9 protein-coding genes, 2 pseudogenes and 1 CRISPR repeat array are annotated in these 11,323 nt (G+C 59.2%); of the genes and pseudogenes, 2 read left to right on the forward strand and 9 right to left on the reverse strand.

Features of this window, described 5'->3' with window-relative positions; translation table 11 throughout:
* The coding region (locus tag Q0526_RS10240) for a glycoside hydrolase family 2 TIM barrel-domain containing protein (protein WP_298733180.1) at positions 1–1,003 on the reverse strand (1,003 nt) is incomplete at its 3' end.
* Positions 1,004–1,275: 272 nt separating this feature from the next.
* On the opposite strand from Q0526_RS10240, the pseudogene Q0526_RS10245 reads away from it, so the two are divergent.
* Positions 1,276–1,886: pseudogene (locus tag Q0526_RS10245) on the forward strand (recombinase family protein).
* 25 nt (positions 1,887–1,911) lie between these two features.
* Positions 1,912–2,952 carry an SHIRT domain-containing protein gene (locus Q0526_RS10250; RefSeq protein WP_298733182.1) on the forward strand — a complete coding sequence of 347 codons (1,041 nt, stop codon included), beginning with the start codon at positions 1,912–1,914 and terminating at the stop codon, positions 2,950–2,952.
* Positions 2,953–3,027: 75 nt separating this feature from the next.
* Positions 3,028–4,279: a CRISPR direct-repeat array (repeat unit 28 nt; unit sequence GGATCACCCCCGCGGGCGCGGGGACAAG).
* A gap of 47 nt (positions 4,280–4,326) precedes the next feature.
* On the opposite strand, the gene cas2e is transcribed toward Q0526_RS10250, so the two are convergent.
* The 8 genes and pseudogenes from cas2e to Q0526_RS10290 form a co-directional block, all read right to left on the reverse strand.
* Positions 4,327–5,178, reverse strand: coding sequence for a type I-E CRISPR-associated endoribonuclease Cas2e (gene cas2e, locus Q0526_RS10255; protein ID WP_298733184.1), 852 nt, complete (start codon positions 5,176–5,178; stop codon positions 4,327–4,329).
* Entirely contained in the window at positions 5,175–6,143 is a 969-nt protein-coding gene (cas1e, locus tag Q0526_RS10260) for a type I-E CRISPR-associated endonuclease Cas1e (RefSeq protein WP_298733186.1), read from the reverse strand. Before cas1e ends, cas2e begins: the two co-directional genes overlap by 4 nt.
* A 5-nt stretch (positions 6,144–6,148) precedes the next feature.
* Positions 6,149–6,793 (reverse strand): type I-E CRISPR-associated protein Cas6/Cse3/CasE, encoded by a 645-nt coding sequence (gene cas6e / locus Q0526_RS10265; protein ID WP_298733188.1) that lies wholly within the window; start codon positions 6,791–6,793, stop codon positions 6,149–6,151.
* A 10-nt stretch (positions 6,794–6,803) separates the two neighbouring features.
* Positions 6,804–7,532 carry a type I-E CRISPR-associated protein Cas5/CasD gene (cas5e, locus tag Q0526_RS10270; protein WP_298733191.1) on the reverse strand — a complete coding sequence of 243 codons (729 nt, stop codon included), beginning with the start codon at positions 7,530–7,532 and terminating at the stop codon, positions 6,804–6,806.
* On the reverse strand, positions 7,532–8,617 hold the full coding sequence (cas7e, locus tag Q0526_RS10275; RefSeq protein WP_298733193.1) for a type I-E CRISPR-associated protein Cas7/Cse4/CasC: 1,086 nt from the start codon (positions 8,615–8,617) through the stop codon (positions 7,532–7,534). Before cas7e ends, cas5e begins: the two co-directional genes overlap by 1 nt.
* Positions 8,618–8,655: 38 nt before the next feature.
* The gene (gene casB, locus Q0526_RS10280; protein ID WP_298733195.1) at positions 8,656–9,234 is read right to left on the reverse strand and encodes a type I-E CRISPR-associated protein Cse2/CasB; all 579 of its coding nucleotides are present in this window, start codon (positions 9,232–9,234) and stop codon (positions 8,656–8,658) included.
* 12 nt (positions 9,235–9,246) lie between these two features.
* Positions 9,247–10,881, reverse strand: a complete 1,635-nt coding sequence (gene casA, locus Q0526_RS10285; protein ID WP_298733197.1) for a type I-E CRISPR-associated protein Cse1/CasA — start codon at positions 10,879–10,881, stop codon at positions 9,247–9,249.
* A pseudogene (locus tag Q0526_RS10290) lies at positions 10,862–11,323 on the reverse strand (CRISPR-associated helicase/endonuclease Cas3); the annotation flags it as partial. The pseudogene Q0526_RS10290 and the gene casA, both read right to left, overlap by 20 nt.

An 11,323-nucleotide genomic window follows, 5' to 3' on the forward strand; every position in this document is an offset into this window, starting at 1 on the left:
GGGGCATATGTTCGGAGATGTAGGGGATCTCGGCCCAAACGATCATGCCGTAGGTATCGCACAGATCATAGAAATACTGGTCGTGCTGGTAGTGGGCCAGGCGGATGGTGTTGGCGCCGATCTCCCGGATCAGAGCCATATCCTCCTCATGATGTTCTTTGGTAAGCGCATTGCCGATGCCCTTGCGGTCCTGATGGCGGGAAACACCGTGCAGCGGATACCGCCGCCCGTTCAGGAAGAACGCTTCCTTCGGGTCCATGTGGAAGGTGCGCACACCGAACCGGCAACTCACCTCGTCCACCGCGCTGCCGTTTTCCATCAGGCGCAGCGTTGCGGTGTACAGGTAGGGGTCCGCCACGCCGTCCCACAGGTGGACGTTCTCGATCCGCAGGGTGATGTCGGTGCCCGTTCCGCGGGCCACCTCGTTGCCGTCCCGGTCGGTGAGGACCACTTCGACTTCGGGATCTTCCACGTTGCACCAGGATTCTACCCGGACATCGCCGTCCGCCCCCTGGACCGTGGGGGTCACTTTCAGGCCGGGACCGCCGAAATGGTCCATGCAGAAGCGGTGCTTGTTGACTACGATCAGGTTCACATCCCGGTAAATGCCGCCGTAGAAGGTAAAGTCCGCCTTCTGCGGATATACCCGGTCATTCACGCCGTTGTCCACCTGGACGATCAACTGGTTTTCCGCGTGCAGCAGATCCGTCACGCAATGCCGGAAGGTAGAGTAGCCGCCGTCATGGTGCATCACCATGCGGCCGTTCAACTGCACGTCGGCGCTGGCGTTTACGCCCTCGAATTCCAGATATACGTCCTGGGTAGCCGCGTCAAACGACGGCGCCGCGAACCGCTTTTTATAGGTACAGGTACCGCGCCAGTAGTCATTGCCACCGTCCTGACCATCCACCGCGTTCCAGGTATGCGGCACATCCACCGCCGCGTCCGTTCCCTGGGGGCCGGTAAAAATCCACTCCTTATTCAGGTTGACCTTTTTTCGCATGTTCGTCCCCTTTCATGTGGTGAGAAATTTTATCGTTTCTTTTCACATTTTTTTCATTATTTCATTATATAGACTCATTGCCCCCATTTCAATTTACTTTCCCCAAGTGGTGCGAATCGTGGCATATGTGGCAATCGTATTTCCAAATTTTGCTGCTATTTTTTGTGCAAAATGCGCATACGCAGTGCGTCCCCTGCCCACCAATACGCTGGAAGGCATACGCTTTCCCGCTATATAATCTAGGTATCTTTGTATAAGGGAGGGAACCGATCATCGAAACCACAACTTACGGGTACGCCCGCGTCAGCACGCGGGAACAAAACGAAGCCCGGCAGCTCGACGCCCTGTCGGCGACCGGCATCACCCGGCAGAACATCTACCTTGACCGGCAGAGCGGCAAAGACTTTGACCGCCCGCAGTACCAGAAACTGGTGCGGAAATTAAAAAAGACGATCTGCTCTATATAAAGAGCATCGATCGTCTTGGTCGCAATTACACCGAGATTTTGGAGCAGTGGAGCCTTCTTACCAAAAAGAAAGGCGTTGACATCGTAGTGCTGGACATGCCTTTGCTGGATACCCGGCGCGGAAAGGACCTGGTGGGGACCTTTTTGGCGGATATCGTATTGCAGATCCTGTCCTTTGTCGCTGAAAACGAGCGGGTAACGATCCGCCAGCGGCAGACAGAAGGCATTGCCGCCGCCAAGGCGCGCGGCGTCCGTTTTGGACGCATCCCCAAACCGCTGCCCGAAAACTTCCCCACCATCTACCAAAGTTGGAAAAAGGGAGAGACCACCGGAACAGCCGCCGCCAAAGCCTGCGGGATGCCGCTGTCCACGTTCCGCTACCGCGCCCGCACCTACGAAAACTCCAACTTACTTTGACCCGTTTTGCAGGATCGTGTACCCTGTGATCACCCAGGCCAGCAAACTCACGATCCGCGGCGTCACCACCGACGGTTCCACCACCGACACAATAACCGAACCGCCTGTTGAGGAGGTCACGGCCCCCACTGCCGTACTGGACCCCGACACGGAGTTTTTCGTCAACGACAGCCAGGTCAAAGTGGTAGACGGCAAAGTGGAACTCTTAGCCGACAGCATCGTACACGCTGAAAACAGCGACCAGCTTTTGCAGGACCGTACCAACGAGGTTCTGGGCACCGACGGCGAAAACCGTTATTATGAATCGGTGTATCTGGACCTGGTAGATGTTGCAAACGGCAACACCTGGGTCCAGCCCTGCAAGCCCGTGACGTTTTATCTGCCCTATCCCGACGGTACGGATGACGGGTACATCTTCCATCTGGTACATTTTGACGGCTTGGACCGCGACATGACTGTTGACGATCTGGAATCGGAAATCGCCAACTGCAACGCCTATTCGATCCCCGTCGAAACCACGGAACACGGTATTCGCTTTACCACCAGCACCTTCTCGCCCTTCGTTCTGACCTGGCAGGAAAGCTACAGTGTTTCCTACCAGTTCCAGAGCGACACGCCGGACCGGCCGCTTCCTGACCAGGTCACCCAACTGCTGCCGGTAGATACTCAGCGGTATCCGCTCGGCACGACTGTAAAGGCAGCCGCGTTGTCTTCCACCCGTGTAGAAGTGGACGGCGGTGTATGGAGCTTCGTGGGCTGGGACGCCGAAATCAAGACCATTGACGGGGATGTGACTTTCGTGGGCACCTGGCACTTTGAAGCAGGCAGTTCCGGCCAGCCCGAACAGCCCGGCTCTTCCAACGAGCAAAAAGACAGCTCTGCCCCCTCTGCACCTGCCGCAACTTCTGCGGACGCCCCCGCTGCGGAGCAGACAAACGCACAGACTACTTCCACCGTTGTCCCCCAGACGGGCGACAGCTTCCCGGTGTTGTTCCTGGTAGGCGTTTTGATCCTGTCCGGCTTTGGGATGGCCGCCGCATGGTTCTTCCATAAAAAGCGACTCTGATTTTCTCTGATACCGCAGCTTTACGGCCGCCCGGATATATATCCGGGCGGCCGCTTTTGTTTTCCCGATGCACAGAAATTGCCCCCGCAGGCGCGGGGATAAGACGCCGCTGGTCTCTCGGTACTCCGGCGTGTAGGGATCACCCCCGCGGGCGCGGGGATAAGTCTTTGCTCACTTCGTACAAGCCGCGTTCCTGGGGATCACCCCCGCAAGCGCGGGGATAAGCAAAATTCTTCGGGACAATAGCCTTCCAACCAGGGATCACCCCCGCGGGCGCGGGGACAAGCAGATTTTGTGGTACGGGAAATGCCCGGAAGAGGGATCACCCCCGCGGGCGCGGGGACAAGCCGTGTGTTATACTGCATACAGATAGCCCCCTGGGATCACCCCCGCGGGCGCGGGGACAAGAAAACTGGCCGCCTGTTTTCCGGCTTGCTGGAAGGGATCACCCCCGCGGGCGCGGGGACAAGCTTCTTGCTGTTGGATTGCCTACGCTGTTCCCATGGATCACCCCCGCGGGCGCGGGGACAAGATCTTGATACTATAGCAATATCTCTGATACGGAGGATCACCCCCGCGGGCGCGGGGACAAGCCGCTATTGCTGATTCACGTTGCCTTGCAATGGGGATCACCCCCGCGGGCGCGGGGACAAGCAGCATCGTCACCAGAGGATGGGCCTCATCATGAGGATCACCCCCGCGGGCGCGGGGACAAGCGGTGATACTATGATACCACATATTGCATTGTAGGATCACCCCCGCGGGCGCGGGGACAAGGCCACATACTGTCCGTAGCTGATGCCCAGGGCAGGATCACCCCCGCGGGCGCGGGGACAAGCTGCACTCCGCCGTCAAGTTCGCGGCCACGATGTGGATCACCCCCGCGGGCGCGGGGACAAGTCATCTGATACCCGAATTTGTGTAAAAATCTCGGGATCACCCCCGCGGGCGCGGGGACAAGACTGTGTCCACATTATAACTCGCAATGCGAGTAGGATCACCCCCGCGGGCGCGGGGACAAGATGACTACTTTGAACTTCGGCGCGGTCGAAGGGGGATCACCCCCGCGGGCGCGGGGACAAGCTTGGTTATGCGCTGTTGACGGGGTTTCAAATGGGATCACCCCCGCGGGCGCGGGGACAAGCAGTGGTTTCCCGAACCAATGGGCTTCCCTTTAGGATCACCCCCGCGGGCGCGGGGACAAGCCGCCGAAAACGCCATAGGGGCTTGCAGCCGTAGGATCACCCCCGCGGGCGCGGGGACAAGCTGCAAAACAAACTGCTGCTCTTAATTGGGCAGGGATCACCCCCGCGGGCGCGGGGACAAGCCTAAAAAGATCTCATAAAACCGTCGTTTTATATCAGCCATCATCCGCTATTCATTCAGTTTTATGTAAATTTCTCGCATCAACCGGCAATCTGCCAGGGCCCGATGAGATGTTTGCTGTGCCAGTGCAAAATGCGCGGCAAGCGTTGTCAGTTTGAAATTGCTGACGCCGCTGACTTTGCGCCGTGCAAGGTTCAGCAAATCCACACTGCGGTTTGTGGGCATTGGCTGGCCGTTGCGCTGGCAGGCAGCGCGCAAAAAAACCATATCAAACGAAAGATTATACCCAATCAGCCGGTCTTTTCCGATAAAACTCAGAAATTTCTTCAACGCCTGCTCCATAGCAACGCCTTGCTCTTGCAGCATCTCGTCTGTCAGACCCGTCAATTCTGCAACTGTCTGAGGTAACGGACCAGACGGTCGAACCAGGCAACTGAATTCGGTTTCTCTGTCGCCATCCAGGCGGAGCGCCCCAAACTCAATGATCTCATCCCGGTCTGGCTGCAGACCAGTGGTCTCCAGATCGATCCATACCAAGCATTCACCGGTACGGGCACGCGCGCCCGCCTGCCGGGCTGCCATCTGCCGTTTGCCTGCCTTGCTGAAACCGGGCTTCAGCGGCAGGGCTTCCGTCGCCCCCTGCGGCAAAGGCCGGCGCATGAGCTTGATCCCATCAAAATCCACCGGCGTCCAAGTCGTGTTATGCACACGAAAATCCATCTTCTGCTCACCGTTAGTCGTATAAACCATAGTGGCTCGGCCCGTCTGCAAATTTTTACAGACGCGGTCCCACAGCGCATCGCGCACACGGCCGCTTACCTGGCCAACATAGACCCCTGTATTGATCTCACACAACCATTTGGACAGGTCGCCCCGCAGGCGGGGCGGGCAATCAGTCATGGTGATGACGATAATGACGCATCCCCCTCCCCTGCTTCAAAATAGTTGACGCCGTTGGCTACCGTGCCCAGCCGGTCATCCCACAAATAGACTGCTTCCTCCACGGTTTTCTCTGCTGTTTCTTCGTCCTGCAACAGCCAACGAATATCGTGAACCATGCGTTCCAGAATATGATGTTCCACCATAGCGTCACGCACACGGCGGCGCACCACAGCCGGCAAGTCCTCCGGGTCTTCTGCCGCCGCCTGGAAAGCAATAGGAATGGTAACTTCCGCTTTATAGAGGTCCGCAATATCATAAACAAAAGAACCTTCATGCCCCACATGGACAAATCCCAAGCCGGGCGCACAGCCAAGAGCAACGATCGCGGCGTGTGCCAGCCCATACAGGCAGGCATGCCCCGCCGAAAGTGCCTGATTTACCTTGTCCCCGGCGGCAAAATCCTCCGGCCGATACAAGCGGCCATTCCAGGGCACGCCACTCTCTTTGGACGCTTTGCGGTACACACTCCGCACACGGCTCCCCTCGCGGCCCCGCAGCTGCTGCATGGTCAACCGGGAAACATCCTCTTCCGGGAAGCGTAGTTGATACATTTTCCGCACCACAGCCAGGTGCTTGCGGGTGTTGGTGACCAACTCGGCCTGCCGCAACAGCAAGTTTGCGCGGGTCGTCAACGGGCGTCCATGGGCATAGTAGCGCACACCGTGCTCCCCTACCCAGACGGCCCCCACACCGGTATCACCTATCAGTTCCATGGCGCGGTGGGTCACGCGGGTACCGGGGCCAAGCAGCAACACAGAGATGGCCGCTGCCGGGATATGGACGACGCCCTTTTCATCCGTCACCGTGATGGCGCCGTCTTGTCGCCCTAATGTGCAATGCTCCAGATATAAAAAGGTCATGCGGTCCTTGACCTGCGGCAAGGCCTGCAGTTCCGGGCGGATCATGCCGGGCAGTTCGGCCAACGTGTTCACCCCCTGTGCATCACCGTCATCAGGCCCAGGCCGTATGCCTTGCCACGGCCAATACCTTCCGTCAGCAGTTGGCAGAAAGCCTGCGGGTCGGTGACTTCCAAAACGCCTTCATAGGTGACAGACAACAGCGTGACCGGGTGCCGCCGGTCGCCGCCTTTGGCAAATTGCAGCCACCGCGACGCCGTGACGGTAAAACTGTCCGGCGTCAGGGCAAAGCCATGCTTTTCAGCCCGCTGCAAAAGCCATTGCTGCTGATATTCCACCGTGCAGTGCGCCCGCACTGTACCACGGGCTGCCGCGTCCTTGGGGTTAGGGCAGCTTTTGGTGGGATTGGCCGTCAGGCGAAACTGCCAAACGCTGCCGGGCGTGACACGCTTTAGCATCGGCGTATAGTCGCGTGTTTCCGCAATACCCACTCCGGCAACGGGGCCAAACTGCGCGGCAATGCCGGTCAGATCAGGCTGATCCTCACTGAGCAGCAGCAAATACAGTTTCCCACCCAAGCGGTCCAACCGCCACAGGCGGCGCCGGCGTTCCCCTTCAAAAGCGGATTCGACAGCGCCATGCAACTTTTGCGGAGCGACCAACGCTTGCATAGTGGCACGGCGGGTAAGGTCCAATTCTACTCGGGACAAATACATAGCCGGCACCTCACAATTCTGCAAAAGGGTCGTGTTCTGTTTCCAGTCCGTCCGGTCCGGCGGCGGGCTGCAGAACAATTTCACTTTCCGCCGCTGCACGATACGCATATTGGCGGTGGATAGGGCTGAAAGAACACGGCAGGTCCCGCCGGGGTGCCGCGCCGGGCTGGGCAAGGTCAGCGTCCATCACAATGCGGCAACGAATCTCCTGCCCCGCCGCGTCGGATGTCTGTGCCGGTTCCGCCCGCAGGGCTGCTTCCAGCGGCAACGGTCGGATGCCCAGGCAAAGCGGCAGCGTGGGTGGGCAGGAGCGCCGCCCCAAAAACAGCGGGTAGGCCGGGTGTCCCAATGCCCAGACCAGTTTTTGCAGCAGGGCTTCATCCTCGCTTTCAAGGCCAACGAGAAAGACCGCATCGGCCAGGTAATGCCGCTGGGTGACATAGCGCGCGCCCGGCACTTTGCCGTTGCGGCGGGCAGCCCGCACCTGCTGCGGCGTGGGATTGCCGGCGGTATGAAAATCGACCAAAAGTTCGCCTTCCCGGTCGATACGCACGCCAAAGCGCAGACCGCACAGCGGCTGTAACCCGGCGTCATCGTCCCGGCGCAGGCCCAGGGCCGCCGCCAGCAGGCCGATGACGCCGCTCTTGGTCGGTTCGCGCTCTGTCTTTCGGGTCTCAAATTTGGAATCTGCGCCCCAGGATTGCAGCGGTGCCGCCAGGCGCAGCAACAATGTGGCCATTATTCCACCTCATTCCCGGTTTCTGCGTTCAATTGCTGCCGCACGGCCGTTTCAAGGGCATCCAACATGCGACCAAGCGGCTGCGCCGGGGCCAACGTTTCCAGCCCTTCGCCCACCGTGAACGCCTGCAGCGGCGCGTCGGCATAACAGGTATACACCTTTTGCGCGTAATCCGCCAGGGCCGCTTTGGAAGGTCCGACAAAGCCGTTTGCCGTGGCGGGGACCGCCTTTTCAAAGGCACCGCAGAGGTTGACCGGCTGGTCGGTGCGCAGCGTCACATAGACGGCATCGGGCAGGGTGCGGTTGGCAAAGGTATTCTGCTTGCCCGTGGGCATTGAACGGACAAAGGCCTCACCAAAAGTACGGATAACACCGGGCGCCGCTTCGCCGCCCAACTGTTCTTCCAACTCCTTTACATTGACGGTGGCGTAGCGGTAGAGTGTAGAAGAGTTGTACTCGACTGTACCCAAATGCCCCGCACCGGCATTGTCTTCCGGCGCGCAGTCATCGACGGCGGTGAAATAATCGTATTCGTTCTGCACGGCGTGGGTGGAGATGCTGTGCGCCACCTGTGCGGCAGCGTCGTAGTTCAGCGACGGGTCACTGGCTACCATGCGGCCAAACAACACCATATCCACCGAGGGTGCCGCCTTGAGGGCGTCCTTGTACGCCTTCTTGTCGTTATTTCCTTCGACGGCCAGCTGCGCGAGAGCCCGGGCCTGGGCACGGCTCATGAAGAACAGGGTGTCGGCATCCTCCTTATCCTCCTTGATTTTGCTGAGGCCTGCCAGACTCAGGGCATCCCGCGCCATCTTTTTGGCATCCTGCCCCGGCGCCAGGGCTTCAATCTCATCCGCCACCAGCCCAACGATCTTTTTGGTGCGGTCGCCGACCTGCTCGCTGTCGAGAAGTCCCTCCCGGAACATCAGCCGCATCGCCCGCTTCCAGGCTTGGGAGGAAACGCGGGCGCGGGTGGTGCCGCCGTACACAGCGGTCTTGGGGCTGCCGGTATCGTCGCGGTTGACGCAACTGGGCGGCACGGTCTGCAATACATGAAAATCAACATACAGACGTTTGGGTTCCATAATCTATGCTCCTTTTCTTTCTATGATCGGGGAAAACGTCACGCATTTTCCGTGTTTTCTTCTTTGGTGTCATGGTAAAAATCCTGGCCCCAGCGCAGGCGGACATGGGGCATGGCATCGGGAAATTGCAGGTCATACAGGTCGCATGCCAGCTGCACATAGTCCAGCGGTATACCATTCGCACGCAACAGTTGGATCATCCCGCGCAGATGGTGAGAAATTTCCGGCATCTGTGTGGCGGTAGCCAGCATATTGAAGCGCTTTTGGATGCTGCTTTCGCCGGGGTCCTGCCCGGGCGGCACCAGCAGACGGGCGGCCTTGCCCAAGCCTTCCCCCTCCTTATGCATGGGGCTTGTCTGGCCCTGCTGGTGCAGGGCGTAGAGGGTCAGGACCAGATAGATTGCCCACTCGGCCCAAGTGGGGTCCCCCGTGCGACTTTGTAGTTCTTCGGGCATACCCTGCAAAAATACGCCCCACAGTTCCGGCAGTTCGCCGGGGGCGTGGCCCACACCGCGGCGCAGGTCCGCCAGCTGCGCTTTGCGCGGGTGCTCCGGCAGGGTCTGCAGCCAGCGCAGCCGGGCGGCCACATAGCGCTGCAGTTGCTGTCTTTGTGTCATACGCGCTCCTCCTTATTTTTGATAGACTCTGTTCACGTCGGCCAGGAACCAGTTGTACACCTTCGGGGCCGAATAGTACGTTTCCTTGTCGCTCGCTTTGCCACTGGAGGTTTTGATCATCCGTCCGATAAAAGCCGCGTTGCCGCTCTGGTACACCAGCTGGCTGCCCAATGTTTGGGCGATCCGTTTGGCGTTGGCCCGCCACTGGCGGACGTACTCTTCTGCCGTTTCGCCATCCCACGCCGGGTCGATGTCACACAGCCAGCGACGGAAGGACTGGTCCAACCGAAAATAGAACTGTTCCTGGGCTGCTTTCGCGGAATTCTTTTTACTGGCGTGATCCGGGTCGCTGGCGGCGATGTCCAGATTTCGGGCCAGGTTTCCGACCGCTTGGGCCAATTTCTCACAGCGGCCGATCTCATCGGTGATCTTCTGCCGCCATCGCCTGCCCAGTTCGTCCAGCAATGCGGCATGGAAGGTGAGAGAATCACTGAAAGTGTCCGTCACAAAAAAGTCCTTGTCGCCATACCCCACCCCGGTGATCTGAAAGCGGATCAGTGTTTTCCTGTCCAGGATTGCGTCATTCAAGCGGGTCAATTCCTCGACCCACCGCACGACTCCTGGACATCTTCCGTCTGATTCCTGCAAAAACACACTTGGAAATTCCCGCCAAAACTGTTTGGCCGGATCGTGCCGTTTTGGCAGATACACAACAGGTCTGTTTTTGGCCGCCGGTACTGCCCACCAAACGGTCATTTGCTCACAGAAAGCGTTCTCCCTCGCAAAGAAGTCGCCACCCAGCAGGGTATACCCGATAACTTTCTCGTCCTCCCGGTGCAGGAGCAGACGTCGGGATTGTAATGTGAGCAGCGCTGCAAGGTCGTCCGGCTGCGGGATCTCAGTGCGCTCTGCGCTGCGCGCCTCCGACAGCTCCCAGCAAGGCAGCGGCGGCTGCCACGGTTGTTCGCCGTCTTTCAGCAAGACCAGATTGAGCATCAGCGTTTCAAACAGCGTGTTCCCCTGCGCCAGGATCAGTCCCACTTTTCCCAGCCAACCGGCCCCCGTCGACGGCAATCCTTTCTCCTTTGGTTTTGCTGATGTATCGTCAAACCCGTTCACATACAACAGCCACCGCGCTGCCTGCGCATAGCTTAGCTCCGATTTTCCTGTGCCGCTGTAAGCCGTAAACATCCGCAGTTTGTTGCTGCTTTCTGAGATTTCCCCGTTCAGTTTTGCCGCACTGTAGGCCGTACCGATTTTAGCCTGTGGTACCTGCCAGAAAGGGCGTTCCGGGTGGAACAGCCAGAATCGTTCATGCCACTTTTCCAAATATGTCGTGAGCGGCTGTACAGGAAAATGTTTCGAATGCCACAGGCTCTCCCAGCGTTCCAGGGCCAAGTCAGGATCCTCCCCTGCGCCAATCGGTGCGTTTTCCCCTTGCACGTCCACGCGGGAAAAGGCCGTATACAATACCGCCAAAAGCAGCCGCAGCACCGCCACATCCTGCGTTGGCAGTTCACCGGCCAACGCCTTGTACTCGTGCGCATGCAGCAGGGCATCCGTCAGGGACACCTCCCGCACGGTACAGTCCAGACAAAGCACCCGCACCCAGGGTTCGTCCAACAGGTTAAATTCCACTTCCTTCATCGGCTTCCTCCTTCTGCCAAGTCAACCCGTCCCAACGGTCATAGCGCAGCACCGTCCGGGACAGATGCGCGGTCAAATTTTCATTCAGCAACAGCACCAGTTCCCCTTTCAGCATCGGCGCCTGCTGCCACTCCGGCAGAAAGCGCCGGTTCTGCCCTTCTAACTCCTCAATGACGCAATCGACGGTCCAGCGCTTGCTGAAGTACCCCGGCAGCCGCAACCGCTGGCGGGCGATGGCCACGCTGTCCTCCTGGCAGGGCGGGCAGTCAGCTGCCACCGCGCGGCCTTCCTCCTGCCATGGCAGGAAATGCACGCTACCATCCCCATGACGCACCATGACCAGGACCTCCACCGACGGGTCGCCGTCTCGCACGGCGGCGCGAGCAGCCGCCTCGGTGCTCGTTTGCTCCCCGTTCATCCCGTTATCCAAAACATTGCGCCG

The sequence above is a fragment of the uncultured Subdoligranulum sp. genome (assembly GCF_937890665.1).

Coding starts and splice junctions, on each gene's coding strand:
- cas2e (WP_298733184.1), bottom strand. CDS start 5,178: ATGACTGATTGCCCGCCCCGCCTGCGGGGCGACCTGTCCAAATGGTTG.
- cas6e (WP_298733188.1), bottom strand. CDS start 6,793: ATGTATTTGTCCCGAGTAGAATTGGACCTTACCCGCCGTGCCACTATG.
- cas5e (WP_298733191.1), bottom strand. CDS start 7,532: ATGGCCACATTGTTGCTGCGCCTGGCGGCACCGCTGCAATCCTGGGGC.
- cas7e (WP_298733193.1), bottom strand. CDS start 8,617: ATGGAACCCAAACGTCTGTATGTTGATTTTCATGTATTGCAGACCGTG.
- casB (WP_298733195.1), bottom strand. CDS start 9,234: ATGACACAAAGACAGCAACTGCAGCGCTATGTGGCCGCCCGGCTGCGC.
- casA (WP_298733197.1), bottom strand. CDS start 10,881: ATGAAGGAAGTGGAATTTAACCTGTTGGACGAACCCTGGGTGCGGGTG.